The sequence below is a fragment of the Streptomyces sp. ICC4 genome, assembly GCF_003287915.1.
Taxonomy (GTDB): domain Bacteria; phylum Actinomycetota; class Actinomycetes; order Streptomycetales; family Streptomycetaceae; genus Streptomyces; species Streptomyces tritrimontium.
Map to the genome: position 1 here is coordinate 1939812 of NZ_CP030286.1, position 25506 is coordinate 1965317.

24 protein-coding genes are annotated in these 25506 nt (G+C 71.7%); 17 read left to right on the forward strand and 7 right to left on the reverse strand.

Annotated elements, in window-relative coordinates:
- Window positions 1–92 precede the first annotated feature (92 nt).
- A complete protein-coding gene (locus tag DRB89_RS08920; protein ID WP_112447806.1) occupies window positions 93–1205 on the forward strand; it encodes a HEAT repeat domain-containing protein in 1113 nt (370 codons plus the stop codon).
- Window positions 1206–1259: 54 nt separating this feature from the next.
- Here DRB89_RS08920 and DRB89_RS08925 read toward each other — a convergent pair whose 3' ends face one another.
- Window positions 1260–1622 (reverse strand): PQQ-binding-like beta-propeller repeat protein, encoded by a 363-nt coding sequence (locus DRB89_RS08925; protein WP_162688508.1) that lies wholly within the window; start codon window positions 1620–1622, stop codon window positions 1260–1262.
- A gap of 228 nt (window positions 1623–1850) precedes the next feature.
- Between DRB89_RS08925 and DRB89_RS08930 the strand changes: the two genes are divergently transcribed.
- The 14 genes from DRB89_RS08930 to hypE all read left to right on the forward strand — a co-directional run bounded on the left by DRB89_RS08930 (window position 1851) and on the right by hypE (window position 17279).
- The gene (locus tag DRB89_RS08930) at window positions 1851–3665 is read left to right on the forward strand and encodes a hydrogenase maturation protein (protein WP_112463241.1); all 1815 of its coding nucleotides are present in this window, start codon (window positions 1851–1853) and stop codon (window positions 3663–3665) included.
- A 97-nt stretch (window positions 3666–3762) separates the two neighbouring features.
- Window positions 3763–4818 carry a hydrogenase expression protein HypE gene (locus tag DRB89_RS08935; protein ID WP_112447809.1) on the forward strand — a complete coding sequence of 352 codons (1056 nt, stop codon included), beginning with the start codon at window positions 3763–3765 and terminating at the stop codon, window positions 4816–4818.
- A gap of 110 nt (window positions 4819–4928) precedes the next feature.
- The gene (locus DRB89_RS08940; protein WP_112447810.1) at window positions 4929–6713 is read left to right on the forward strand and encodes a nickel-dependent hydrogenase large subunit; all 1785 of its coding nucleotides are present in this window, start codon (window positions 4929–4931) and stop codon (window positions 6711–6713) included.
- The gene (locus DRB89_RS08945) at window positions 6710–7273 is read left to right on the forward strand and encodes a hypothetical protein (RefSeq protein WP_112447811.1); all 564 of its coding nucleotides are present in this window, start codon (window positions 6710–6712) and stop codon (window positions 7271–7273) included. The genes DRB89_RS08940 and DRB89_RS08945 overlap by 4 nt, the downstream gene beginning before the upstream one ends.
- 80 nt (window positions 7274–7353) lie before the next feature.
- Window positions 7354–7965: a DUF5947 family protein gene (locus DRB89_RS08950; RefSeq protein WP_112453286.1), complete on the forward strand. Its 612-nt coding sequence runs from the start codon at window positions 7354–7356 to the stop codon at window positions 7963–7965.
- Window positions 7962–8672 (forward strand): DUF6084 family protein, encoded by a 711-nt coding sequence (locus DRB89_RS08955; RefSeq protein WP_112447812.1) that lies wholly within the window; start codon window positions 7962–7964, stop codon window positions 8670–8672. The genes DRB89_RS08950 and DRB89_RS08955 overlap by 4 nt, the downstream gene beginning before the upstream one ends.
- Window positions 8669–10129, forward strand: a complete 1461-nt coding sequence (locus tag DRB89_RS08960; RefSeq protein WP_112447813.1) for a hypothetical protein — start codon at window positions 8669–8671, stop codon at window positions 10127–10129. The genes DRB89_RS08955 and DRB89_RS08960 overlap by 4 nt, the downstream gene beginning before the upstream one ends.
- Window positions 10126–10737, forward strand: coding sequence for a hydrogenase maturation protease (locus DRB89_RS08965; protein WP_112447814.1), 612 nt, complete (start codon window positions 10126–10128; stop codon window positions 10735–10737). The genes DRB89_RS08960 and DRB89_RS08965 overlap by 4 nt, the downstream gene beginning before the upstream one ends.
- A gap of 228 nt (window positions 10738–10965) precedes the next feature.
- Window positions 10966–11421: a hydrogenase maturation nickel metallochaperone HypA gene (gene hypA, locus DRB89_RS08970; RefSeq protein WP_112447815.1), complete on the forward strand. Its 456-nt coding sequence runs from the start codon at window positions 10966–10968 to the stop codon at window positions 11419–11421.
- The gene (hypB, locus tag DRB89_RS08975) at window positions 11400–12287 is read left to right on the forward strand and encodes a hydrogenase nickel incorporation protein HypB (protein ID WP_112463242.1); all 888 of its coding nucleotides are present in this window, start codon (window positions 11400–11402) and stop codon (window positions 12285–12287) included. Before hypA ends, hypB begins: the two co-directional genes overlap by 22 nt.
- Window positions 12287–14716 (forward strand): carbamoyltransferase HypF, encoded by a 2430-nt coding sequence (hypF, locus tag DRB89_RS08980; RefSeq protein ID WP_112463243.1) that lies wholly within the window; start codon window positions 12287–12289, stop codon window positions 14714–14716. Before hypB ends, hypF begins: the two co-directional genes overlap by 1 nt.
- The gene (locus DRB89_RS08985) at window positions 14685–15035 is read left to right on the forward strand and encodes a HypC/HybG/HupF family hydrogenase formation chaperone (RefSeq protein ID WP_112453287.1); all 351 of its coding nucleotides are present in this window, start codon (window positions 14685–14687) and stop codon (window positions 15033–15035) included. Before hypF ends, DRB89_RS08985 begins: the two co-directional genes overlap by 32 nt.
- Window positions 15032–16225 carry a hydrogenase formation protein HypD gene (gene hypD / locus DRB89_RS08990; protein ID WP_112447818.1) on the forward strand — a complete coding sequence of 398 codons (1194 nt, stop codon included), beginning with the start codon at window positions 15032–15034 and terminating at the stop codon, window positions 16223–16225. The genes DRB89_RS08985 and hypD overlap by 4 nt, the downstream gene beginning before the upstream one ends.
- Window positions 16218–17279, forward strand: coding sequence for a hydrogenase expression/formation protein HypE (gene hypE, locus DRB89_RS08995; protein WP_112447819.1), 1062 nt, complete (start codon window positions 16218–16220; stop codon window positions 17277–17279). Before hypD ends, hypE begins: the two co-directional genes overlap by 8 nt.
- Before the next feature lie 51 nt (window positions 17280–17330).
- Here hypE and DRB89_RS09000 read toward each other — a convergent pair whose 3' ends face one another.
- Window positions 17331–17720, reverse strand: a complete 390-nt coding sequence (locus DRB89_RS09000) for a hypothetical protein (protein ID WP_112463244.1) — start codon at window positions 17718–17720, stop codon at window positions 17331–17333.
- 219 nt (window positions 17721–17939) lie between these two features.
- Entirely contained in the window at window positions 17940–18176 is a 237-nt protein-coding gene (locus DRB89_RS09005; RefSeq protein ID WP_112447821.1) for a hypothetical protein, read from the reverse strand.
- Between the two features lie 264 nt (window positions 18177–18440).
- On the opposite strand from DRB89_RS09005, the gene DRB89_RS09010 reads away from it, so the two are divergent.
- A complete protein-coding gene (locus tag DRB89_RS09010) occupies window positions 18441–19175 on the forward strand; it encodes a translation initiation factor IF-2 (protein ID WP_112447822.1) in 735 nt (244 codons plus the stop codon).
- A gap of 86 nt (window positions 19176–19261) precedes the next feature.
- On the opposite strand, the gene DRB89_RS09015 is transcribed toward DRB89_RS09010, so the two are convergent.
- The 3 genes from DRB89_RS09015 to DRB89_RS09025 form a co-directional block, all read right to left on the reverse strand.
- The gene (locus tag DRB89_RS09015; protein ID WP_112447823.1) at window positions 19262–20956 is read right to left on the reverse strand and encodes a PKD domain-containing protein; all 1695 of its coding nucleotides are present in this window, start codon (window positions 20954–20956) and stop codon (window positions 19262–19264) included.
- 169 nt (window positions 20957–21125) lie between these two features.
- Window positions 21126–22601, reverse strand: a complete 1476-nt coding sequence (locus DRB89_RS09020; RefSeq protein ID WP_162688509.1) for a hypothetical protein — start codon at window positions 22599–22601, stop codon at window positions 21126–21128.
- Between the two features lie 81 nt (window positions 22602–22682).
- Entirely contained in the window at window positions 22683–22991 is a 309-nt protein-coding gene (locus DRB89_RS09025; protein WP_162688510.1) for a hypothetical protein, read from the reverse strand.
- A 244-nt stretch (window positions 22992–23235) separates the two neighbouring features.
- Here DRB89_RS09025 and DRB89_RS09030 point away from each other — a divergent pair, with 244 nt between their 5' ends.
- Entirely contained in the window at window positions 23236–24648 is a 1413-nt protein-coding gene (locus tag DRB89_RS09030; protein ID WP_239516059.1) for a lysine 2,3-aminomutase, read from the forward strand.
- Window positions 24649–24834: 186 nt separating this feature from the next.
- Here DRB89_RS09030 and DRB89_RS09035 read toward each other — a convergent pair whose 3' ends face one another.
- Window positions 24835–25107: a hypothetical protein gene (locus tag DRB89_RS09035; RefSeq protein ID WP_112447826.1), complete on the reverse strand. Its 273-nt coding sequence runs from the start codon at window positions 25105–25107 to the stop codon at window positions 24835–24837.
- Window positions 25108–25506 lie beyond the last annotated feature (399 nt).

Below are 25506 nucleotides of genomic sequence, written 5' to 3' on the forward strand. Positions count from 1 at the left end.
GCAACGGACGGAGTCAGGCCCAGGGGTCATCACATGACGTCTGAGGAACTGGTATTCGATCACGAGAGGGTACGTGTTCACGGTTCGCCGTGATGACGGCGGGCGAGTACAACGTCGAACTGCCGACGGAGCTGACCGTACGCCTGGCCGCCAGCCCCGAGGCCCTGGTACGGATACACGCCATCGCGTTGCCCGGCCTGCCGGACGAGACGCGACTGTCACTGGTCGAGGATCCGCATCCCAGGGTCCGGGCCCACGCCATCGACTCCTGGAGCTGGCCTCGGCTGCGCCCGGAGGTCCGAGCCGCGGCCGAGGCCGACGGCGACCCCCTGGTACGCGAGGCGGTCGAGCGTGCCGGCCGCATCGACCTGCCCCTGCCGACGACGCTCGCGGACTTCCTCGCGGAACCGGACGAACGACGCCGCGACGACGCCGCATACCGTGCACCCGTCGACGCGGATCTGGCCGCCCATCTCGTCGCCCACGCCGACAGTTCGCGGCGTCGTGGAGCCGTCTGGAACCCGCACGTCCCCGCGGCGCTCGCCCTCACGCTGGCCACCGACCCCGAGCCCCACGTCCGTTTCGCCTTGTCCCTTCGCGCGGAGATCACCGAGGAGCAGCGGTCTTCGATCGACCACACCGTGCCCGAGGGCCGCTATCCGGTGCCGGCTTGGGTGGAGGAACGATTCGGCGACCCGGATGCGCTGCGGGAGATCGCGGCCTCCCACCACGTCCTGCTACGACGGGGCGTCACGTGCGCGCCCGAGCTTCCCGGCGATGTGATCGAGCGGTTGGCGGCCGACGACGACTACTTCGTCCGGCTGATGCTCTGCGAGAACGACCATGCTCCGCACGAGCTGCTCGTGGAGATGTTCGCCGACTGGAAGGGTCTGAGCTGGGGGATGCTGGCCAGCCGCCGGAACTTCGCCCGGCCCGGCCTGGCCCGGTCCGCGGACGACCCGAACTACCGGCTGCGGCTCGCGGCCCTGTCCGACCCGCAGGCCACACCGGAACTCGTGGAGCGGCTGTCCCACGACCCGGACGACACCGTGCGCGGCCGTGCGGCGGCCGACCCGCGCCTTCCCCACGCGCGGCTCGTCGAACTCCTGGGCAGCAACCGCATGCCGTACACAGCAGCCCTCAATCCCGCGCTGCCCGCCCCGCTCATGCACCGGCTGCTCGACATCGCGGGCGTCAAGCGCTGAGTACGTTCGGGGCCCCCGGGCCGGGGGCCATGGGCCGGGGGCCATGGGCCGGGCTCAGGGCGCGGTGACCGCCGACAGCCGGGCCTGGGCGCCGATCACGGTGCCGCGGTACGCGGTCACCAGCACCCGGTCCCCGGCGACCACCGCAGGGCCCGTGGTCGAGGCCCACGACCCGTCCGCGGCACGAGCCGACCCGTCGTCCGGATCCCGGCTCCAGAGCGCCGCTCCGGTCTCCGCGTCCACGGCACACAGGTCGCCGTCGCCGACCGACAGGAACAACAGCCCGGCCGCCGCCGCGAGAGGGCGGGTCCGCCCGTCACGGTCCGCTTGCCGGCGGGGCTCCCCCGTCGAGCGGCGCCAGGCGGAGAGCCTGCACTCCGGGGAGCCGTGCAGGACCAGGTCGCCGAGTCCCGACATCCACGCCCTCCCCCGCTCGCCGCCGGCATCGAACCCGCACGGCCGCGGAGACACGACACGCCCCCGTTCGACGATCCGCCAAGGCACCGCCGAGTGGCTGTCCATCACCGCGCTTTCGAGTGACACCGCAGCTCGGCGCCGTGCGGGGGGCCACCGCGGTCCTCCACGATCTCAGGCGGTCGGTCATGTTCCGGTCATGATCCGTCGCCATGCAGCGGAGGAAATCACGTGCAGGTCCTGCTCGTCGCGAGCGCCTTCAACAGCCTCACGCAGCGCGTCCACGCCGAACTGCGCGAGCACGGCCACCAGGTGGTGGTCGAACTCGCCCTGCCCGGCGCCGCCTTGGCCGAGGTCGTGGAACACCATCAGCCGGACCTGATCCTCGCGCCCATGCTGCGCACGGCCATCCCGCCCGAGGTGTGGTCCACCCGCACCTGCCTGATCGTCCACCCGGGGCCGGTCGGCGACCGCGGCCCCGCCTCCCTCGACCGGGCCGTCCAGGGAGGGCTCACGCGCTGGGCCGTCACCGTCCTGCAGGCCGTCGGGGGGATGGACGCCGGTGACGTCTGGGCCACCGTCGAATGCGCCGTCCCCCCGGTCGCGAAGAGCGACCTGTACCGCGGGGAGATCGCCGACGCCGCGCTGGAGGCGGTCCTGCTCGCCGTCGACCGCTTCGCCTCCGGCACCTACACCCCGCAGCCCCAGATCACCGGCCACGCCCTGCCGTACCTGCGCCAGGAACACCGTCGCATCGACTGGCAGACGGACTCCACGGAGCGCGTGCTGCGCGTCCTTCGGGCCGCGGACTCCCAGCCCGGCGTACGGGACGAGTTGCTCGGCGGCGAGTGGTACCTGCACGGCGGCCACCCGGAGGAGACGCTGAGCGGCCGCCCGGGCGAACTGCTGGCCACCCGCGCCGGGGCCGTCTGCCGAGCCACCGCCGACGGGGCCGTCTGGATCCCCGAACTCCGGGCGCGGCGCGTTCCCGGGGAACCGGCCCCCCTGAAACTCCCCGCCACCGTGGCCCTCGGCGACCTGCTACGCCCGCCCCACCTGCCGCGACCGCTCCCGGAGCTCCCCGCTCCGGTGCTCGGCACCGCCACCGACACCGCCACCGGCACCGGCACCGGCACCACCCACCGGCGCACCTGGTCCGAGATCGACTACCGGGAGGAAGGCGGGGCGGGGTTCCTGACGTTCTCCTTCCCCGGCGGGGCGATGAGCACCGAGCGGTGCCGGCGCCTGCTCGATGCCTACCGGACCGCCTGCTCCCGCCCCACCTCGGTACTCGTCCTCAGCGGCGGCCGCGACTTCTTCTCCAACGGGATCCACCTGGGCGTCATCGAGGCCGCCGCCGACCCGGCCGAGGAGTCCTGGGCGAACATCAACGCCATGGACGATCTCGTCGAAGCCGTCCTCACCACCACCGACCGCCTCGTCGTCGCGGCCCTCGGCGGCAACGCCGCCGCCGGCGGAGCCGTTCTCGCCCTCGCCGCCGACGAGGTCTGGTGCCGGTCAGGCGTGGTCCTGAACCCCCACTACCGCCTGATGGGGCTGTACGGCTCGGAGTACTGGACGTACACCCTGCCGCGCCGGGCCGGGGCGGAGGCCACCGCGCGGCTCACCCGCGACGCCCTGCCCGTCGGCTCCGCCACCGCGGTGCGGCTCGGGCTGGCCGACCGTACGCTCGCCTGCGCGTCGGGGGCCTTCGACGACGTCACGGCCCGGCTCGCCGTCCGGTTGGCCGGTTCACCGACGGTGCAGGCGCGGATCGCCGGGAAGAAGGCGCGGCGCGAGCTCGACGAGTCGGTCCGGCCGCTGGCCTCGTACCGGGAGGCCGAGCTGGCCCGGATGCGGGACACCTTCTTCGACCCCGAGGCCCCGTACCACGCCCTGCGCAGGGCGTTCGTACGCAAGGAGGCCCCGGCCTCCACCCCGGCGCACCTGGCCCGCGCTCACGGTGGCCCGATCGGTGCGGGGCCCGGGCACGCGTACGCGCCCGGTGACGGCACCGGGCCGACTCACTGGACTGGGCGTACATGACCGGGCACCCGGACCGGCCACCTGTTAGCAAGGAGGGTGGGGCCGCCGTACAGGCCGCACCTCCCCTCCCCCTCGACTCCCCCCAGGAGGCATCCGGATGGACACAGCCGCGCCGACCGAGGCCGAGGACCCTCCGATCCACATCCTCTGGATCAACGCGGGGCTGAGCTGCGACGGCGACTCCGTGTCGCTGACCGCGGCCATGCAGCCCAGCATCGAGGAGATCGTGCTGGGTGTGCTGCCCGGTCTGCCCAAGATCGCCGTGCACTGGCCGCTGATCGACTTCGAATGCGGTCCCGTGGGGGGCGCGGACACGTTCATCGAATGGTTCTTCAAGGGGGAACGCGGCGAGATCGACCCCTTCGTGCTCGTCGTGGAGGGCTCCATCCCCAACGAAAGCATCAAGCCCGAGGGCTACTGGTGCGGTTTCGGCGACAATCCGGAGACCGGTCAGCCCATCACCACCAGCGAGTGGATCGACCGGCTGGCGCCCAAGGCCCTCGCGGTCGTCGCCATCGGCACCTGCGCCACGTACGGCGGCATCCACGCGATGGAGGGCAACCCGACCGGCGCCATGGGCCTGCCCGACTACCTCGGATGGGACTGGAAGTCCAAGGCGGGCATCCCGATCGTGTGCGTGCCCGGATGCCCGATCCAGCCCGACAACTTCTCCGAGACGCTCACCTACCTGCTCTACCAGGCGGCCGGCTCGGCCCCGATGATCCCGCTCGACGACAAGCTGCGCCCCACCTGGCTGTTCGGCGCGACCGTGCACGAGGGCTGCGACCGGGCCGGCTACTACGAGCAGGGGCAGTTCGCCCACACCTACGACTCCCCGAAGTGCCTGGTCAAGCTGGGCTGCTGGGGTCCGGTCGTCAAGTGCAACGTGCCCAAGCGCGGCTGGATGAACGGCATCGGCGGCTGTCCGAACGTGGGCGGCATCTGCATCGCCTGCACCATGCCCGGGTTCCCCGACAAGTTCATGCCCTTCATGGACGAACCGCCCGGCGGCAAGGTGTCCAGCGCCGCCAGCGGCGCCTACGGGGCGGTGATCCGCAAACTCCGGGCCATCACGGCGCACACCGTGGACCAGGAGCCGAAGTGGCGCCGCCGCGGGGAGAAGCTGACCACCGGCTACCGCCCGCCCTGGTGAGCGGCCGGGTCGCACCCGCACCCGCCCCCAGACTCCCATCCGCACCCGCACCCGCACCCGCACTCCTGTGAGAACAACCGATCCAGCACCGAAGGGTCACGGCAGACACGATGGCACCGAAGACGAAGGCAACCGGCGACGGCAGCGGCCTGGTGGAGATGGCCTGGGATCCGATCACCCGGATCGTGGGCAGTCTCGGCATCCACACGAAGATCGACTTCAAGCAGAAGCGAGTCGCGGAGTGCTACAGCACCTCGTCGGTCTTCCGCGGCTACAGCGTCTTCATGCGCGGCAAGGACCCCCGCGACGCGCACTTCATCACCAGCCGCATCTGCGGCATCTGCGGTGACAACCACGCCACCTGCTCCGTCTACGCGCAGAACATGGCCTACGGGGTGAAGCCTCCCCACCTCGCCGAGTGGATCATCAACCTGGGCGAGTCGGCGGAGTACATGTTCGACCACAACATCTTCCAGGAGAACCTGGTCGGGGTCGACTACTGCGAGAAGATGGTCCGCGAGACCAACCCCGGCGTCCTGGAACTGGCCGAGCGCACCGCCGCCCCCCACGCGGGCGAGCACGGCTTCAAGACCATCGCCGACATCATGCGCTCGCTCAACCCCATCGAGGGCGAGTTCTACCGCGAGGCCCTCCAGGTCAGCCGCTACACCCGTGAGATGTTCTGTCTGATGGAGGGGCGTCACGTGCACCCCTCCACCCTCTACCCGGGTGGCGTCGGCACCATCGCCTCCGTCCAGCTCTTCACGGACTACATGAGCCGCCTCATGCGGTACTGCGAGTTCATGAAGCGCGTCGTCCCGCTCCACGACGACCTCTTCGACTTCTTCTACGAGGCCCTGCCCGGGTACGAGGAGGTCGGCCGCCGGCGCGTGCTGCTGGGCTGCTGGGGTGCCCTCAACGACCCCGAGCACTGCGACTTCACCTACGCCAACATGACGGACTGGGGACGGAAGATGTTCGTCACCCCGGGCATCGTGGTGGACGGGAAGCTCGTCACCAACGACCTCACCGAGATCAACCTCGGCATCCGGATCCTGCTCGGCAGTTCGTACTACGACGATTGGGAGGGCCAGGAGAAGTTCGTCACCCACGACCCGCTCGGCAACCCGGTCGACGCCCGTCACCCCTGGAACCAGCACACCATCCCCGCCCCGCAGAAGCGGAACTTCGACGACAAGTACAGCTGGGTGATGTCCCCGCGCTGGTTCGACGGCAAGGACCACCTCGCTCTCGACACCGGCGGCGGCCCGCTCGCCCGCCTGTGGTCCACCGCTCTGTCGGGGCTGGTGAACACCGACTACGTCCAGGCCACCGGACACAGCGTCGTCATCACCCTCCCCCGCACCATGACCAAGCCCGAGACGCGCTTCGAGTGGAAGATCCCGAAGTGGAGCAACGCGCTGGAGCGCAACCGCGCCCGCACGTACTTCCAGGCGTACGCGGCCGCCATCGCCCTGCACTGCGCCGAGAAGGGTCTGGCGGAGGTCCGCGCCGGCCGGACGCAGACCTGGGAGAAGTTCGAGGTCCCGGACGAGGGCCTCGGCGTCGGCTTCACGGAGGCCGTCCGCGGGGTGCTCTCGCACCACATGGTGATCCGCGACGGCAAGATCGCCAACTATCACCCCTACCCGCCGACCCCTTGGAACGCGAGCACCCGCGACACCTTCGGCACGCCGGGGCCCTACGAGGACGCGGTGCAGAACACCCCGATCTTCGAGGAGAACACCCCGGAGAACTTCAAGGGCATCGACATCATGCGGGCCGTGCGCAGCTTCGATCCCTGCCTCCCGTGCGGGGTCCACATGTACGTGGGCGGCGGCCAGACGGTGAAGCAGATGCACGTGCCCACCGGCCTGAGCGGACTGGGCGGATGAGCGCCGGCCAGAGCGTGCGCGCCGATGCCCGCCAGACGGGGGTGCGGGTCGAGGAGGTCCTCGACCGGCTCGCCGCCACCGGAGACCGGGAAGTGTGCGCGGCCGCCGAGGAACTGGTGCGCGTCCTCATGGACTTCTACGGCGCCGGGCTCGCCCGGATCGTCGCCGGCCTCGGCGAGGCCCCGCTCTCCCGACTCCTCGACGACGAACTCGTGGCGAGCCTGCTCGCCCTGCACGACCTGCACCCCGAGGACGTGGACGCCCGCATCGCCCGCGCCCTGGCGAGCGCGCGGGAACCCGTGGAGGTCCTCGGCTTCGACGAGGCCACCGGAACGCTGCGGCTGCGGTCCGCGCCCGGTGGGGGCTGCGGTTGCGGCAGCGCCGAAGCCGGCGCGGGCCCCTCCCGGGCCGTCGAGGACGCCCTCGCCTGCTTCGCCCCCGAGGTGATGACCGTGGAGATGGCGCCGGCCGAGGCCCCGGCGCCGGTCCTGCTCCAGATCGGGACCGGCCCGCAGACCCCGGCGCCCACCCCGGCGCAGACCCCGGCACGGACCCGGTGAGCGGCTCCCCGGGGTGGTCCCCGCCCGCCGCCCGTACGGACGGCGGGCCCGGCCCGGGCGCGCCGGGCGCCCCGCGCGGTCTGCGCCGGTTCGCCGGTGCGCGCCCGGTCCGTCCGGAGGTCTGCGGGCTGTGCGGTGTGGTGGTCGCCGAGAACGCGCACCGCCACGTCGTGGAGACCGAGAAGCGGGCGCTGGTGTGCGCCTGCACCGCGTGCGCCCTGCTGTTCGACAGGCCCGGCGTCGCCACCGGCCGCTTCCGCGCCGTCCCGAACCGCTATCTCGCCGACCCCGACCACCGGCTCGACGACGGTGCCTGGGAGTTGCTGCAGATCCCGGTCGGCGTCGCCTTCTTCTTCCGCAACGCCGCCCTCGACCGTCTCGTCGCGCTCTACCCGAGCCCGGCCGGCGCCACCGAGAGCGAACTCGACGCCGAGACCTGGCAGACCGTGCTCGGCGCCGGGCGCCTCGCCCCGCTCCTCGAACCCGACGTGGAGGCCCTGCTGCTGCGCCGCGAGCAGGGCCGGACCGACTGCTACCTGGTGCCGATCGACGCCTGCTACGAGCTCGTCGGGCGGATGCGCCTGCTGTGGACGGGGTTCGACGGCGGAGCCGAGGCCCGGGCAGCGCTCGCCGACTTCTTCGCCGAGGTCGGGCGGCGGGCCAAGATCCCGGCGGAGGCACCCGCGCCATGACCGACTTCGGCTTCACCTGCACCGGCGTGCGCGCCGACCCGTACGCCGCCGGACCCACCCTGGTGTTCCGGCTGCGCGTCACGGCCGGCAGCGGCCCCGAACCCACCCGGGTCCACGCGCTCGCGCTGCGCTGCCAACTGCGCATCGAACCCGCCCGGCGCGGCTACGGACCGGCCGAGGCGGCGGGCCTGGCCGACCTGTTCGGCGAGCGCGCCCGCTGGGGCACCACCCTGCAGCCCGTGCAGTTCGCGCAGGTCGCCCTCATGGTGCCCAGCTTCACCGGGGAGACCGAGATCGACGTGGTCGTGCCGTGCACCTACGACATGGACATCGCCGCGAGCCGCTACTTCAGCACCTTGGAGGACGGCGAGGCGCCATTGCTGATGCTGTTCTCCGGCACCGCCTTCACGGGGGCCGGCGGCTTCCGCGTCGAGCCCGTGCCCTGGGACCGCGAGGCCTCGTACCGGATGCCCGTGGCGGTCTGGCACGAGATGGTCGAGCAGCACTTCCCGGGCTGCGGCTGGCTCCGCCTGCCCCGGGCCGTCATGGACGAGCTGCTCGCCTTCCGCTCCCGGCACGCCCTCGCCTCCTGGGAGGCGACCGTACGGACCCTCCTGGACGCGGCGGCCGCACCCCGGCCCGATCCCGTGCAACCCTTCCGGCTGGGCGCCGCCCTGCCGCGTGTCACCGAGAGGACGGCGCCGTGACCACGGCCACCGCACTGGAGGCCCGCTTCGCGACCGCCCGGCAGGTGGCCGACGCGGTCCTCTTCGAGGGGTACGTGCTGTACCCCTACCGGGCCTCGGCGGCCAAGAACCGCATGCGCTGGCAGTTCGGCGTGCTCGTACCGCCCGCATGGGGTCCGGCGCACGAAGAGCACTCCTTCCAGCAGACCGAACTCCTCATGGAGCCCAAGGGCGAGTCGACGCTCGCCGTTGAGCTGCGGTTCCTGCACGCCCAGCGGCGCACCGTACAGCAGGCCCTGCCCGAAAGCGGGTTCGCGGAGGTCGCCGAACTGCATCTCGACGACCGGGTGCTCGTGCCCTGGGACGAGGGGGCCGAGGAGCGGGTCGAGTGGAGCGTCGACCTGGCCGAACTGACCGGAGAGGGAGTCGAGATCCCGTTCTCGCGGGACGCCCGGGAGGATACCGAGCCCGTCACCGACAGGGACGGACGGTGCGCCGGACGTCTGATGCGACGTACCGAGCGGATCGAGGGGTGCGTGCGGCTGCGTGCCACCGAACTCGACGGACCCTACCGGGTGTTGAGACTCACGGCGGTGGTGGAGAACACCAGCCCGTGGATCCCCGCCGCCGACGGTGAGGACCGTGAGGCGGCGCTGCCGCGCTCGCTCGTCGCCGCTCATCTGCTGCTGGGCCTGAGCAGCGGCTCCTTCCTGTCCATGACCGATCCGCCGGAGTGGGCCAAGGGCGCCGTCGCCTCCTGCGTCAACCGGCACACCTGGCCGGTGCTCGCCGGGGAGCCGGGCCGGGCGGACGTGGTGCTGTCCTCGCCGATCATCCTGGAGGACCATCCCGCCATCGCTCCCGAGAGCATCGGCGCGATGTACGACTCCACCGAGATCGACGAGATCCTCGCCCTGCGCACCGCCGCCCTGACCGACCAGGAGAAGCGGGAGGCGCGCGGGACGGACCCGAGGGCCGCCGCCGTGATCGACATGGCCGAGTCGATGCCCCCCGAGGTACTGGAGCGCCTGCACGGCGCCGTGCGCGCCCTGCGCGAAATCACCGGCCCGGACGGACCGGACGGCCCGGACCGGCCGGATGTCCCGGACCGGCCGGATGTCCCGGTGGACGCTCTGGAATTCTTCGACGAGCAGGCCGTGTTCAGGCCCGAGACCCCCTGGTGGGACCCGGCGCACACGGACACCGCCGATCCCGCGCGGGACCGGGTCCTCGTCGACGGCGTACCGGTCGGAGTCGGCAGCCGGGTGCTCCTGCGGCCGGGCCTGCGACGCACCGACGCCCAGGACCTGTTCCTCCTGGGCCGCGCCGCCCTGGTCGAGGCCGTCCTGCACGACGTGGACGGCGGGGTGCACCTCGCCGTCACGGTGGAGGGTGACCCCGGGGCCGACATCCGCCGGGAGCAGGGCCGGTTCCTCTACTTCCAGCCCGACGAACTCTCGCCCTTGGAGGACGCGTGAGCGGCCGCATCCTGATCGCGGGCATCGGCAACGTCTTCCTCGGCGACGACGGCTTCGGGGTGGAGACGCTGCGGCAGCTGTCCGCGTACGAACTGCCCGACCAGGTCGAGGCCGTGGACTTCGGCGTCCGGGGAATGCACCTCGCCTACCAGCTCCTCGACGGCTACGACACCCTCGTCCTGGCGGATGCCACGGCACGCGGCGGCGCCCCCGGCACGCTGTACCTCATCGAGGCCGACGAACCCGGCTCCGTCCAGCCGGGCGCCGCCCTGCTCGACGGCCACCACATGTCCCCCGACGCGGTCCTGGCCCTGCTGGGCACCCTGTGCGAGGGCACCGGAACCAACCCGCCCCGGCGGATCCTCGTCGTGGGATGCGAGCCCGCGTCGATCGCGGAGGGCATCGGGCTGAGCGGACCGGTGGCCGCCGCGGTGCCGGAGGCCGTACGGATGATCCTGGGCCTACTGCGGGACGAACTCGAAGATCGCGGCCCCGGAGATCACGGCCGTGAGGGTCAGGGCCGTGAGGGTCAGGGCCCTGAGGATCACGACCACGAAGACCATGACGTCGTGGCGGCCCCGGTCGCCGAGTTGAGGAGGACCCCGTGAAGAAGGCCGTCATCGGCGGTGCGGCCGTGGCCACGCTCGTCGCCGTGCTCAAGCAGATCCTCCCCGACATCAGGCGCTATCTGCGCATGCGCCGTATGTGACGCGTGCGGCAGCCGGTTCGGTCCTTCGGAGCGACCGAACGGCGTACGCGGCGGACCCTGCGTCGGCGTGCCCGGCCGCGGCCTCCCCGTCCTGCCGGTGTAATGAGCCCCGGCAGGACGGAGTCCGATGCACGAGATGTCGATCGCCATGGCCGTCGTGGGCCAGGTGGAGGAAGCGGCCGAGGCCGCCGGTGCGAGCGCCGTGACCGTAGTGCGCCTGCGGGTCGGGGAGTTGGCCGGAGTGGTGCCCGACGCCCTGGCCTTCTGCTTCGAACTGGCCTGCGCGGGAACGGTCCTCGAAGGTGCCGAGCTCGTCACGGAGCCGGTGTCCGCCCGCGCGAGCTGCTCCTCCTGCACCCGGGAATGGGCGGTCGGCATGCCGCCACGACTGTGCTGCCCCGGATGCGGGAGCGCCGCGCACGTGGAACTGCTCGCGGGCCGTGAGCTGCAGATCGCCAGTGTGAACTGGGACGACGGTTCCGGCGTCACCCCGGCCACGAGCACGGTCACACACCCGGCCACGCACCCGCCCACGAACCGAACTCCGAGGAGCGACGAACCATGTGCCGAGTGGTCGACCTGAAGCAGGCGGTACTCGCCAAGAACGACGCCGCCGCGCACACCCTGCGCGCCGAACTCACCGCCCGCGGCACGGTGACCGTCAACCTGCTCTCCAGCCCCGGCAGCGGAAAGACGGCCCTGCTGGAACGCGAACTGCTCCTCGCCAAGGAGCGCGGTCTCGCGGTGGCCGCCCTCACCGCCGACCTGGCCACCGAGAACGACGCGGTGCGCCTCGCGCGGTCCGGCGTACCCGTCAAGCAGGTGCTCACCGACGGGCTCTGCCACCTGGAGGCCGGGATGCTCGGCCGGCACCTGGACGGCTGGCTGCCCGATGCCACCCGGCTCCTGTTCGTGGAGAACGTGGGCAACCTCGTCTGCCCCGCCTCCTACGATCTCGGCGAGTCCCTGCGGGTCGTCCTGGCCTCGGTGACCGAGGGCGAGGACAAGCCCCTGAAGTACCCGACCGCCTTCGGTCTCGCCCAGCTCGTGGTGGTCACCAAGACCGACATCGCCGGGGCGGTCGAGTTCGACGAGGACGCGTTCCGGGCCAACGTCCAGCAGGTCAATCCAGGGGTGGAGGTGGTGCTGACGTCCGCACGCTCCGGGGCGGGGGTGGGAATCCTGCTCGACCGGGCGACCGCGGTCGCGGACGGCGCGGCAACGCACGCGCCGGTCATGGCCCGGCAAGTCTCGGGCCGGGGCACGAGCACGCACGAGCACGACCACGGGCATGGACATGGGCATGGACACGGGCACGGGCACGACCATGGCCCCGGCCCCGGCCCCGGCCCCGAGCACGGCCATCCGAGCGGGCACGGAGGAGACCACCCGCACCCGCACTCCGATCCTCAGCAGCACGTCCGTCACGCCACGGTGCAGACCCCCTGATGGAGGCGCTCCAGCGCCGCCGGGTCACCGTCCGCGGCGTGGTGCAGGGCGTCGGGTTCCGGCCGTACGTGTACACCCGCGCGACGGACCTCGGACTGGCCGGCCACGTCACCAACACCGCGGAGGGCGTCGTCGCCGAGGTGGAGGGCGCGCCGTCGGCGGTCGCGGAGTTCTGCGACCGGCTCGCGGCCGACGCTCCCCCGCTCGCCGTCGTCGACACCGTCCACCACGACGAGGTCCCGGCCGTGGGCGGGGCCGGATTCACCATCGTCGCCTCCCGGACGGGAGGCCCCGCCCGTACCCTGATCTCCCCGGACGTGGCCACCTGCGGCGACTGTCTGGCCGAGCTCGCGGACCCGGCAGACCGGCGCCACCGCCACCCCTTCATCACCTGCACGCACTGCGGGCCGCGCTTCACCATCGTCACCGCACTGCCCTACGACCGGCCGAACACCACGATGGCCGGCTTCCCGATGTGCCCCGACTGCGCACGCGAGTACGCCGACCCCGCCGACCGCCGGTTTCACGCCCAGCCCGTCGCCTGCCCGGCCTGCGGACCCCGGCTGCGGCTGCTCGCCGGAACGCCGCCGCGCGAGACGGACCCCGCCGACCCGGTGGCCGGCGCCCGGCGACTGCTCGGCGCCGGGGTGATCCTCGCCGTCAAGGGCATCGGCGGCTACCACCTCGCCTGCGACGCCGCCCACGCCGGCGCCGTACGGGAGCTGCGTCGCCGCAAGGCCCGCGGTGACAAGCCGTTCGCCCTGATGGCGCGTGACCTCCCCGCCGTCGAGGAACTCGTCCACCTCGGTCCCGAGGAGCGGACCCTGCTCACGGGGCGGGAGCGGCCCATCGTCCTGCTGCGCCGGCGCGCGGGCGCCGCGGCCCCGGCCGCCGACGTCGCCCCGGGCAGTCCCGACCTCGGGGTGATGCTCCCGTACAGCCCCTTGCACCATCTGCTGCTCGGGCTTCCCGGCGATCCCCCCGGGCCGCGGCTGCTGGTCATGACCAGCGGAAACCTCTCGGGCGAACCCATCGTCACCGATGACGCCGAGGCTCTGGAGCGGCTGGCCGGCCTCGCCGATGCCTGGCTGACCCACGACCGCCCGATCCACGTCCCGTGCGACGACTCGGTGGTCCGCGTGTGCGACGGCGAGCCGCTGACCGTCCGGCGCTCCCGCGGCTACGCCCCGCTCCCCCTGTCGCTGCCCTTGGCCGTGCCCGCGACCCTCGCGGTCGGAGGGGACCTGAAGAACGCCTTCTGCCTCGGGGAGGGACGTCGCGCCTGGCTGTCCGCCCACATCGGCGACATGGACGACCTGGCCACGCAGTACGCGTTCGAGCGCGCCGAGCGTCAGTTGGAGTCCGTCACAGGTGTCGCGCCCCGGCTGCTCGCCGCCGATCGACACCCCGGCTACCGATCCGCGCAGTGGGCGGGGCGGCACGCGGGCGACCGGCCGCTGGTGCGCGTGCAGCACCATCACGCGCACATCGCCTCGGCGATGGCGGAGCACGGCCTGGACGGCAGTCGGCGGGTCATCGGCATCGCGTTCGACGGCACCGGCTACGGGGACGACGGAGCCGTGTGGGGAGGCGAGGTCCTCCTCGCCGACTACGCCGGATACAGCCGCTTCGCACACCTCGCGTACGTACCGCTGCCGGGCGGCGACGCCGCGGTGCGCAGACCGTACCGGATGGCCCTGGCGCACCTGCGGGCCGCGGGCCTCGACTGGGCGCCGGACCTGCCCTGCACGGCGGTCTGCCCGGCCGATGAACTGCGCGTTCTGGGAAGCCAGTTGGATCGGAACCTGAACTGCGTCCCCACGTCGAGCATGGGGCGGCTGTTCGACGCCGTATCCTCGCTGGCCGGTGTCTGCCACCACTCGGGGTACGAGGCCCAGGCCGCGATCGAGCTGGAGGCCGCGGCACGCGGCGCGGGGGCAGGAGAGGGTGAGGGGGCAGCAGAGGAGGCGGGTGAGGGCTACGGGTTCTCCCTGCGGTTCCCGGCTCCCGGCGCCGGGAGTCCGGTCGTCGCCGATCCAGCGCCCGTTCTGGCCGCCGTCGTGGCCGATGTGCGCGCGGGTACCCCGCCACCCCTGATCGCGGCCCGATTCCACTCCGGCGTCGCCGGACTCGTCGCCGACCTGTGCGTCCTGGCGCGAGAGCGGTACGGCCTGGACTCCGTCGCGCTGACCGGCGGGGTCTTCTCGAACACCCTGTTGTCCTCGGCCACGGCCCGACGGCTGCGCGGACACGGCTTCACCGTGCTCCAGCACCATCGCGTCCCCCCGAACGACGGCGGCCTGGCCCTCGGCCAGCTCATGGTTGCGGCTGCCACCACGGCCACTGCCACGGCCGACTCTGCCCGCGCGACGGAACACCCACAGCAAGGAGAAGCCCATGTGCCTGGCGGTACCCGGCAGAGTGATTGACATCGGGGAGAAGGACGGCACCCGCATGGCCACCGTCGACTTCGGCGGGGTGGTCAAGGAAGTGTGCCTGGAGTACCTGCCGGACCTCCAGGTCGGCGAGTACGCGATCGTCCACGTCGGCTTCGCACTGCAGCGGCTCGACGAGGAGTCGGCCAAGCAGACCTTGGAGCTCTTCGCGGAACTCGGCATGCTCCAGGAGGAATTCGGCGATCCGTGGGAGCAGGCCGCGCAGGCCGGTGGGGCGCCGTGGCCCTTCACCGACGACTCCGACGACTCCGACGACTCCGATGACGTAGCGCAGGAGGCGACCCGGCAGTGAAGTACATCGACGAATTCCAAGACCCCGACCTCGCTCGCCGGCTACTGGACGACATCCACTCGACGGTCACCCGGCCCTGGGCGCTGATGGAGGTGTGCGGGGGCCAGACCCACACCATCATCCGGCACGGTATCGACCAACTGCTCCCCGATTTGGTCGAGTTGATTCACGGACCGGGCTGTCCCGTGTGCGTCACCCCGCTGGAGGTCATCGACAAGGCTCTGGAGATCGCCTCCCGCCCCGATGTCATCTTCTGCTCCTTCGGGGACATGCTGCGCGTACCCGGGACCGGCCGCGACCTCTTCCAGGTGCGCAGCGAAGGCGGTGACGTACGGGTCGTCTACTCCCCGCTCGACGCCCTGAAGATCGCCCAGCAGAACCCGCGGAACGAGGTGGTGTTCTTCGGCATCGGCTTCGAAACCACGGCCCCGCCCAATGCCATGACCGTGTACCAGGCCAAGAAGCTGGGCATCCGCAACTTCAGCCTGCTGGTGTCCCACGTCCGCGTCCCCCCGGCGATCGAGGCGATCATGCAGTCGCCGAGCTGCCGCGTCCAGGCCTTCCTGGCCGCCGGGCACGTGTGCAGTGTGATGGGCACGGGAGAGTACCCGGAGCTCGCCGCGCGCCACCGCGTCCCGATCGTGGTCACCGGCTTCGAGCCCCTGGACATCCTGGAAGGCGTACGCAGGGCCGTGCATCAGCTGGAGCGCGGCGAGCACACCGTGGACAACGCCTACGCCCGCGCGGTGCGTCCGGAGGGGAACCCGGCGGCGCTCGCCATGCTGGGGGACGTATTCGAGGTCACCGACCGGGCCTGGCGCGGCATCGGCGTGATTCCCGACAGCGGCTGGCGGCTGTCGGCACGCTACCGGGACTTCGACGCCGAGCACCGCTTCTCGGTGACCGGGATCAACACGCGCGAGCCGGCCGAATGCCGGAGCGGCGAAGTCCTCCAAGGGCTGCTGAAACCACACGAGTGCGAGGCCTTCGGCACCACCTGCACCCCGCGCAACCCGCTCGGCGCCACGATGGTCTCCAGCGAGGGCGCGTGCGCCGCCTACTACCTCTACCGGCGCCTGGAGATCACGCCGACCCGCACGGCCCGTACCGCCGCCCCCGCCCCTACCGCCCGTACGGCGGAGCGGACCGCCACCGCCGACGCGCCGCTGGAGGCGAGCCCCGTTGCCTGACACGACCCTCGACATCACCGGCTGGACCTGCCCCGCGCCGCTGCGCGACCGCCCCCGGGTGGTGATGGGCCACGGCGGTGGCGGAGCGCTCTCCGCCGAGCTGGTCGAGCACCTCTTCGCACCCGCCTTCGGCGGCCCGGTGCTCGCCCAGCTCGGCGACTCGGCGACGGTCACGCTGGGCGGGGTCCGGCTGGCCTTCTCCACCGACTCCTACGTGGTGCGCCCCCTGTTCTTCCCCGGGGGAAGCATCGGCGACCTCGCCGTCAACGGCACGGTCAACGACCTCGCCATGAGCGGAGCCCAAGCCGCCTATCTGTCCTGCGGGTTCATCCTCGAGGAAGGCGTGGAACTGTCCGTGGTGGCCCGGGTGGCCGAGGCCCTGGGCGACGCCGCCCGCGCGGCCGGGGTCGAGGTGGCGACCGGCGACACCAAGGTCGTCGAGGCCGGCCACGGAGACGGGATCTACATCAACACCGCGGGCATCGGGATCATCCCGCAGGGCGTCGACCTGCGGCCGCAGCGGGTCGTACCCGGCGACGTGGTGATCGTCAGCGGGGAGATCGGGCTCCACGGGGTGGCGATCATGAGCGTCCGCGAAGGGCTGGAATTCGGAGTGGACATCGAGAGCGACTGCGCCCCGCTCGGTGATCTCGTACGGGCGATGCTGGAGGTCACCCCCGACCTGCACGTCCTGCGCGACCCCACCCGGGGCGGACTGGCCGCCTCGCTCAACGAGATCGCGGCCGCGTCCGGTGCGGGAGTCGTCATCCAGGAGGGCCGCGTCCCCGTTCCCGTACCCGTCCGCAATGCCTGCGCGATCCTGGGCCTCGACCCGCTCTACGTGGCCAACGAGGGCAAGCTCGTCGCGTTCGTACCCCGCGAGCACGCCGAGGCCGTACTCGCCGCCATGCGCACCCACCCGCTGGGCCGGCACGCGGCGGTGATCGGCGAGGCGGTGGACGCGCACCCGGGTCTGGTGGTCGCCCGGACCGGCCTCGGCGGCACCCGCGTGGTCGACCTGCCGATCGGAGAGCAGCTACCGCGCATCTGCTGAGGCGCGACCTGGATGAGCTGCGTACGGTGCCGGTGCCCGGACCACCCGCGGCTATCCGGCACTGCGCGTGCCGGGCGGGTCCTGGGGGTCCACACCGGTGGAGGCGGAGGCGTCCTTGGTTCCACTGGGTCGCTGCGAGCGGCCTCGCGTTCCGAGGTCGTGCATGCCCTCGTCGCCGGATCCCTTGCTCAGATCCTCCCCGCGGGCGCCCCTGCTCTTGGAGGGCTTGCCATGGGGATTGCCCGCTTCCTCCTTGGAAACCGTCCTACCCGGTCCCTTGGCGGGGGCGTACTCATCAGGGTGGAAGGAGCGGTGGGCGCTCGGGTTCTCCTCCTGGCGGGTCTCGTCCACATCCGGAGACCAACCGTGCTGCTTGGATCCCCTGTGCCGGCTTATGCCCTCTCCGTCGGAGGGCGGGGACGGCTTCGGCTGCTTGGTCATGACCTGACCTGCTGTCCTGTTCGGGGGTGGGACGCACAGACGCATGCGCCACCACTGGCCATGACAATTCTCCCACCTGGGGGCAGACCGGTCACATCGGGCCGCACGTGTTCCCCGACCGGGCCGCCCGGGGCGAGGGCCGGTCTCCGGATGTGACAGAGCCCGGCCGGGTGACTGTGGACCGGCCGGGCTCTGGGTGTGTGGGCGCGTGTGCCCTGGTCAGAAGGTCTCGTCGTGCAGGTCCTCTTCGCGCAGCAGGTCGTCCTCGCGGCGGTGCGAGGCCTCCTTCTGGCCCTCCTTCTGGCCCTGCTTCGGCCCCTGCTTCTGGCCCTGCTTCTGCCCCGGCTCGCGGGAGGGCTTGCCTGGCTGGGGGTGCGCGGGGTCTCCGGGGCGATGGTGCTCCTGCGCCTCGCGGCCCTTGTCCGGTTCCTGGCTCTTGCCCTGCGTACCGCCCATGACGGCGACTCCTTTTTGCGTGGAGCACGGATTTCTCTCGGATGACGCTGGCACGCACCGTGACGGTCCGCATCATTTCGGCGGCGAAGCGAGGCGCACGGGTGACCTTCGTCCTCGGTGGGGGCCCCGTCTCAGCGGGTTCAACGGCCTGCAGACAGACAGGCAGGCAGCCCGAGCGCGCCGCAACGGCTGAGTACGATCGCCTACGCCGGTCTGAGTACGCGAGCCGTTGCCCGCCCCGCGCGGCGGCGCAAGGGTGGACGCATGCGCCGACCGCTGCTGCTCGCCCCGCTGTTGCTGTTCGCCACCGGCTGCGGACTGGTGCAGTCCTCCGAGGGTGAGGCGGCGGACGCCGCACGGGAGGTGGCCAGGACGGCGGGCGAGCGCCTCTACGGCCAGCGTCCGCGCACGGCGGAGGAGGTCGGGCGCTCCGCTTCCGGCATCGACGGGGTCGAGGTGCTGCGGGTGACGGGTACCTCGACACACGACGGGAAAGGCATCGACGTCCTCGTCCGCACATCGGGATCGGCGAACCGGGGGTGGCTCGCCCCCGAGGGGGTCACCGTGCGGCGCTGTTTCGCGGTGCGCGTCTCACCCACGTCGGAGTGGGGTGAGGATCCCCGTGACGTCAGCTGCCCGGACGGGCCCGCGCTGACCTTCGCCCCGCCACCCGAACCGCCGCGGCTGCCGTACGAGGAGCTTCGCTCGAAGCTTCCCCGGGTGCCGGACGGCGGCCGGGTGGACGAGGGCGAGGTGCGGAGCGCGCTCGCCGCCCTGGACCTGGATCCGGCGATCCGTACCGAGGTGAAGGCGGACGGCGGCCGGGTCGGCGTTCTCCTGTCGGTACGGGGCAACGGCTTCGACGCGCAGGACTGCCTTCTTGCCCGCGTGAGCCCCGGCGCCACCGACGTGTGGGTGCCGCCCCGGATCCATCGGATGCCCGGGGAGGGCGGCTGCACCGTCGCCAACGCCCTGGACCCGAAACCGTCACCGCACTGAACGGGCCCGCACAAGCGGAGGGGCGGTGCGCCTTACGGCGCACCGCCCCTCCTGCCGGCCCGCTCACCGGCGGGCCCGCGGGTCGATCAGATCGTCTGGTAGTAGCCGACCAGGTCGACGAGCAGGTCGACGTCCTCCCAGCCCTGGTTCCAGAAGTCGATGATGGCTCCCTTGCCGGCGGGCGTCTGCACCAGGTTCGGGACGGTCGCGCCCGCGGTCCAGTTCAGGGCCGAGGAGACGGGCCGCTGCGGAGTGATCGCGGTGCCGTTCTGGTAGTCGGACCAGAAGTTCGGGTCCGGCGTCACGGACAGGAAGCCGTCGCCGCGGGTGTTGGTGACCGTGGTGTTCAGCGCCCAGCCGTCGACGCGGGGCGTCTTCGTGTCGGACTCGAACCGCATGACCTCGACCTTGCGGGCCGGCACCGGGCCGGCCGGCCGCAGGCCCCAGCTGCGGTCCTCGCGGGTGTCCAGCAGCCGCATCGGAACCCAGGCGGACGAGAAGGCGGACCGGCTGTCGGGGCTGTAGTAGCCGACGACGTCGACCACCACGTCGGCAGGGTCCCAGCTGCCGTTGCGCACGGTGATCTTCCCGTCGGCGCCGATCGGCACGATCACCGCGTTGGCGATGGTCTGGCCGGCGGTGAAGTTCAGGTTCGAGGTGACCGGAGCCGCCTGCCCGCTGGGGTAGGCGCTCAGGTGGCCGGCCGACCGCGGGTTGGTGGCGGTGAGGTTGAGCGCCACCGCGGTGGCGCCCTTCGGCACGCCGCCGCGGCCGGCGATCTCCACGCCGAAGGTTCCGTAGCCGGGGACCTGGCCCTTCGCCGTGCCGAGGCCCGCGCGGGTGTCCACGACACGGGTCTGGGTCACCGAGCCGTAGCCGGCGGCGGGCGCGGCCTTGAAGGAGCCGGTGACGTCGGCGATCAGGTCGACCGGCTCCCAGCCGGCGTTGAACAGGTGCACGTACCCGTCCTCGCCGACCGGCGCGATCACCAGGTTCGCGGCGGTCTGGCCCGCGACGAAGTTCAGGTTCGACGTCTCGGCGGTCTCGGTCAGTTCCTTGGTCTTGCCGACCGAGATGTGGCCCGGTCCCGCGGTGTTGGTGGCGGTGACGTTGAGGACGACCGAGCCGACCCCGGCGGGGACCTTCGCGGCACCCGCGACCTTCAGTGCCACCGAGCTGCGCGCGCCGACCTTGGCCCTCGCGGCACCGAGGCCGGAGCGGGTGTCCAGCAGCCGGGTGGGCTCGTGCGCGGTGAACTCGGTGCCGTCGGTGACGAACTTGAGCTCGTTGACGGCCTGGGCGCCGCTCGCGGCGTGCTTCACCGTGACCTTGACGTCGTACGAGCCGACCGCGGCGTAGGTGTGCGTGATGTTGCGGGCGTCCCCGCGGAAGCCCGCGAGGGCGGCGGAGTACGTGTCCGTGGTCCCGTCGCCCCAGGAGACGACCGCTTCGACCTCGGCGTCGTCCCAGGTGATGACGTGGGACCGCAGGTCGATGGAGTGCGCGGTCGGAGTCGTCGCGTCCAGGTAGATCGAGATGTGCGGGTCCGGCACCTCCTGCGCCCCCTGTGCCCGCGCGGTCCCGCCGGCCTTGGCGCCGGAAGGCGCGGTCACGACCGTGCGGTCGGCAGGGCTGGTGAAGGTCTTGCCCTTGGCCTTGGCCTTGCGTGCCGCGTCCGGGTTGGCCCCGGTCGCGGGCGCTCCCTGCGCTGCCGGCGCTGCCGGAGCGGCGGGTCCTGCCGCCTGGGCGATCCCCGGTATGAATCCGATGCCCGCGGCCACGAGGGCAGCGGAAACTACGAGTCGGCGATGATGCACCGGCCCCCCATTTTCTCTTACGGTCACATGTGCGAATACATGATCAGCGTACATACCTCCAGTTCGATCGGGCTTGCATTACTGCTCTGGCCGGTCGGCGCGTGTTCGCGACGGTGACGGCGGCCGGGTCGGCCTAAGCGGTGCGGGTGCGCCAGGGTGAGTTCTGGTAGCCGCTGTCGATGTGGAAGATCTGCGGCTTGCCGAACAGGTTCCGCACGATGATGTTCCACGTCGCCCCGTTGACCACGAAGGGGTCCGCGGCGAACGAGGCCGGCCGACCACTCTGGGTCCACTGGCCGCAGGCGACCAGGCAGGCCTGGACCATGTCCGCGAAGTACGAGGCGACCTTGGCCGGGGACGGATCGACGCCAAGCTCCTGGACCATGTGCTTGGTGCAGGCCAGATCGGTCTCCATCGCGCCGGACCAGAACGCGCTCGGGGCCCACGCCTGGCCGATCCCGCGCCACGACAGCGCGTTGACGCCGCTCGGCAGCGAAATCGTGGTGAAGCCGAGCTTGTTGAGCTTGCCGCAGGCGACATCCCAGTCCAGGGCGCCGTCGTTGAGTACCTGGACCGCGATCGACAGGTTCTCGGGGTTGGCCGCCGGGACCTTCTTCGTGAGCGCCTTCACGACTTCGAGGTGCGTACAGCGGACCAGGAGACGGGCCAGGTCCTCCGGGGACTCCATCGAGCACAGGCAGTGGATCCACGCCGTGCCGTACGTCCCGACGAGCGACAGGCACGCCTTCCTGGACGTGGCGGGCAGCGTGGTCAGCGGTGCCAGACGGCTCAGCATCGACGGGGTCAGACGGGCCGCGCGGGCACTCAGCCGCGACTCCACCTGCATGCACAGGGTCATGGCCTTCCCCGACAGATCGCCGACCAGCTGCTTCTGCTGCTCCTCCGAGAGGGCGAAGGCCTTGAGCAGCTCACCGTCGACCATGCCCGCGAGCGACTCCGGAGTGACCTGCAGGGCCGCCTCCGCCGCCACGCACTCCTTGTGCACCGGGTCCAGCAGCGGGCCCACGTACAGGGTCAGGTCCAGCACGGCGACCTCGACGGTCAGCGTCTTGGCCGTCTGGAGCGTCTGCGCGAGGCGGTCGCGCTCCTTGCCCGCGTTCGTCAGGCACAGCGTCACGGTCTGCTCGACCCGGACCGCGCGCTCGACGTACCCGGCGACTTCGCCCTGGAACTCCGCCAGCTTCTCCTCGACCTGGGTCCAGAGCATCGAGGCGTAGGCGAACTGGTCCCCGATGTACTGCTCCGTCGAGGCGGTCAGCGGCTGCACGTCGGACAGCATGAGGCCGTGGCTGCTCTTGCGGAGCTCGGCGAGCGTCACGGTGACGGATGTGTCGAGGCGCAGCTTCAGCGCGGCGACCAGAGCGTTGGAGCGCGCCCTGAGCAACTCCCTGAGCATGGCCACCCACTGCGCACGCCGTCCTGCGGGCAGCGCCGCGAGCAGCGTGTCGAGGTTCTTGAGCTGCTCACCGGCCCACCTGGGGATCGCCGCCCCCTTGCCCTGCAGCGTGGCCGTCACGGCCGCCCTCAACTCGGCCTCGTTCGCGGCCCGGTCCTTCGGCTGTCCCCCGTGTACGGGTTGATCTGTCATGACCCCACCCCCTGGCGCGCAGTCTGCCACCGTACGGCCCGTTCCGTACCCCCACCTGCGCCGCTCGGACAGCCCCTGGTGCTAGATGATGAGCTGGGCGAGGGAGTTGTCGGTCACCTCGCCGCCGAGATAGGCGGTCAGGTGATAGCCAATGCGCCACATGTTGGTTTTCTCGCCCATTTCTCCGACCGCCGCCTCCAGAAAGAGGACGTCGCTGCCATCCACCCCCGTCACGGTTACGTCGACGGACCACATCGCGTGGTCGGCCACTTCGTCCCAGCCGATGCAGGCGGGCCAGCAGCCGGCAACGGCCTTGAGGAGACGCGTACCTGCGGGGAGGGTGAAGGCAGGTATGCGGATCTTCGTGTGGTGGAGGTTGTTGTCAGCCATGTAGAACTCTTCGCGGCACGCCACCCCGGACTCCGTGACGACGGCCCGAACTCGCACTCCCCGCGGCTCCCTCTGTCCGCACGGTACGAGCGCACCAGGTGGTGGCCTTCCTCCCGGGCCCCTCATTTCGGCCATGCGGTGCTCCTATGAGCCGACCTTCGGTCCATGAGGATCAGGCTGGGCCGATCGGCTTACGATCAAGGGACCTTGCTCGGGTCGGCTTCCCGGAACCGGAGGACCTCGTATGCCCTTCACTCCTCCCGCGGCCGTGGAAACGGAAAGATTCCGGGCCTACGGCGCCCGTCACGTGGACGAGCTGAGCCAACGGTTCGCGATTCCGGGCCATGTCGCCCGGTCCGTCAAGTCCCTCGCCGCCGTCCTGCCGTTCCGTGTGAACGAGTACGTCCTCACCCACCTGATCGACTGGGACGACATTCCGGACGACCCCGTCTTCCAGATGGTCTTCCCGCAGACCGGGATGCTCCGGGCGGAGGACGAGCGCCGACTGGCGGCCCTCGTGGACGATCCCGGCGCGAGGAAGGAACTCCGGCTCGCGGTCGAGCAGATCCGAGGCGGCCTCAACCCCCATCCCTCGGGGCAGAAGCAGCTCAACGTCCCCACCCTGGACGGCGATTCGGTGCCCGGCCTCCAGCACAAGTACCGCGAGACCGTCCTCTACTTTCCCGGCCAGGGACAGACCTGCCACGCGTACTGCACCTACTGCTTCCGCTGGGCTCAGTTCGTGGGGGACGCCGATCTGCGTTTCGCCGCACCGGAGCCCACCGGCCTCGTGGACTACCTCGGCCGGCACCCCGAGGTCGATGACGTTCTCGTCACCGGTGGCGATCCGATGATCATGTCGACCGACCGGCTGCGGAGTCACCTCGCCCCCATTCTGGGCGTGCCCGGTGTCCGTACCATCCGCATCGGGACCAAGTCGGTCGCCTACTGGCCCCAGCGGTTCGTGACCGACGCCGACGCGGACGACGTGCTCCGGCTCTTCGAGGAGGTCGTCGCCTCGGGGAGGAACCTCGCGGTGATGATGCACTTCACCCACCCCCGGGAGCTGGAGTCGGACCTCGCCCGCCGGGCCATCGCCCGGATCCGGTCGACCGGCGCCCTGGTCTACTGCCAGGCGCCCCTGGTCGCCCACGTCAACGATGACCCGGGGACGTGGAGCGCGCTGTGGCGCGCGGAACTGGCCGCGGGCGCCGTGCCCTATTACATGTTCGTCGAGCGGGACACCGGCCCGTACGAGTACTTCAAGGTGCCGCTCGCCCGCGCCCACGACATCTTCCGGTCCGCCTACCTGACCCTGCCCGGGCTCGCCCGCACGGTGCGCGGACCGGTCATGTCGGCCACACCCGGCAAGGTGGTCGTCGACGGCGTCACCGAGACCGCCCAGGGACGCTTCTTCCAGTTGCGCATGCTCCAGGCCCGGGATCCGCGGCTGGTCGGCCGCCCGTTCCAGGCGCACTACTGCGAGAGCGCCGCATGGCTGGACGAACTCCGCCCCGCCCACGACACACCCGCCGACATCGTCAACGCACTGCGGGGTGCCCGGCAGCAACCCGCGGGCGGGCCGGAGCCGTTGCCCGGGTTTTCCGGCATCGGCCAGGGACGTTCGCCGGCCCCACTCGCTCCGGCCGCTCCCTGACATCCCCGGCGGGCAGGCATGACAGCTAGTGCTGTGACCGGAAAGGTTCACCGGGTCGCGGCGCCCGGCACGGCACCTCGCCGCGTTGTCGGACCACCGAAGTACGTCCAGTACGAGCGGCGGCCCTCCGCCTTGCGAGGCACCGCACCGGACACCGCGACCCGGCAAACCTTTCCGGCCACAGCACTAGACCTCGATGTACGCCACGACGACCACGGTGCGCAGCGCCGTGACGAAGTAGAGGACGCGGACGGACTCGACCTCGTCGGTGTACTGGCGGAGTTGGGGTGCGGTGGTGTCGCCGGGGATCGTCTCGCCGATGACGGGGTCCACGGAGATGACGACGAGGGCGCGGTCCAGGGCGTGGAGGACGGCCTCGTCGGTGATGTCCTCCAGCTGTTTCGCAGCGGCGTCGGACAAGGCGATCCGCGCTCGGCGGCGGGCGGGATGTGTGCCCATCAGGCGGCCGCGGGGTGCTGGTCGGTGAGGCGGGCGAGGTGTGCTTCGCACACCTCTTCCCGTGGCCGCGTCGGCGGCCGCGGGGTCCAGCGGCTGCCGGGCGGCGGAGGCCGGCTGTTCACTCATGCCTCATCGGGGACTCCAGGACACTGAACTGGCGGGTTCACACCACGGTACCGCCCGGTCAGGCCTCTGGACTCCCGTACGGACGAACCGGGCCCGCACCGCCAGGACCGGCCCGGGGGGCGGTGCGGGACCGGTGCGCGTTCCGGATCTCCGGAACGCGGGTCGCCTTCGAGTGGTCGATGACGTTGCCGTTGTCGCTGTGGCTGTCGCTGTCGGACGAGGTCGCGGACGTCGGTCCCGGCGTTGACCGGGGGGCTCGTCCTGACGGTCGCG

Bases quoted from the DNA above. Each gene is read 5' to 3' on its own strand.
- DRB89_RS08920 (WP_112447806.1), top strand. From the start codon at position 93: ATGACGGCGGGCGAGTACAACGTCGAACTGCCGACGGAGCTGACCGTA.
- hypA (WP_112447815.1), top strand. From the start codon at position 10,966: ATGCACGAGATGTCGATCGCCATGGCCGTCGTGGGCCAGGTGGAGGAA.
- DRB89_RS08935 (WP_112447809.1), top strand. From the start codon at position 3,763: ATGGACACAGCCGCGCCGACCGAGGCCGAGGACCCTCCGATCCACATC.
- DRB89_RS09035 (WP_112447826.1), bottom strand. From the start codon at position 25,107: ATGGGCACACATCCCGCCCGCCGCCGAGCGCGGATCGCCTTGTCCGAC.
- hypF (WP_112463243.1), top strand. From the start codon at position 12,287: ATGGAGGCGCTCCAGCGCCGCCGGGTCACCGTCCGCGGCGTGGTGCAG.
- DRB89_RS08955 (WP_112447812.1), top strand. From the start codon at position 7,962: ATGACCGACTTCGGCTTCACCTGCACCGGCGTGCGCGCCGACCCGTAC.
- DRB89_RS09010 (WP_112447822.1), top strand. From the start codon at position 18,441: ATGCGCCGACCGCTGCTGCTCGCCCCGCTGTTGCTGTTCGCCACCGGC.
- DRB89_RS08940 (WP_112447810.1), top strand. From the start codon at position 4,929: ATGGCACCGAAGACGAAGGCAACCGGCGACGGCAGCGGCCTGGTGGAG.
- DRB89_RS09030 (WP_239516059.1), top strand. From the start codon at position 23,236: ATGCCCTTCACTCCTCCCGCGGCCGTGGAAACGGAAAGATTCCGGGCC.
- hypB (WP_112463242.1), top strand. From the start codon at position 11,400: ATGTGCCGAGTGGTCGACCTGAAGCAGGCGGTACTCGCCAAGAACGAC.
- DRB89_RS09025 (WP_162688510.1), bottom strand. From the start codon at position 22,991: ATGGCTGACAACAACCTCCACCACACGAAGATCCGCATACCTGCCTTC.
- DRB89_RS08945 (WP_112447811.1), top strand. From the start codon at position 6,710: ATGAGCGCCGGCCAGAGCGTGCGCGCCGATGCCCGCCAGACGGGGGTG.
- DRB89_RS09005 (WP_112447821.1), bottom strand. From the start codon at position 18,176: ATGGGCGGTACGCAGGGCAAGAGCCAGGAACCGGACAAGGGCCGCGAG.
- DRB89_RS09020 (WP_162688509.1), bottom strand. From the start codon at position 22,601: ATGACAGATCAACCCGTACACGGGGGACAGCCGAAGGACCGGGCCGCG.
- DRB89_RS08985 (WP_112453287.1), top strand. From the start codon at position 14,685: ATGTGCCTGGCGGTACCCGGCAGAGTGATTGACATCGGGGAGAAGGAC.
- DRB89_RS08925 (WP_162688508.1), bottom strand. From the start codon at position 1,622: ATGTCGGGACTCGGCGACCTGGTCCTGCACGGCTCCCCGGAGTGCAGG.
- DRB89_RS09000 (WP_112463244.1), bottom strand. From the start codon at position 17,720: ATGACCAAGCAGCCGAAGCCGTCCCCGCCCTCCGACGGAGAGGGCATA.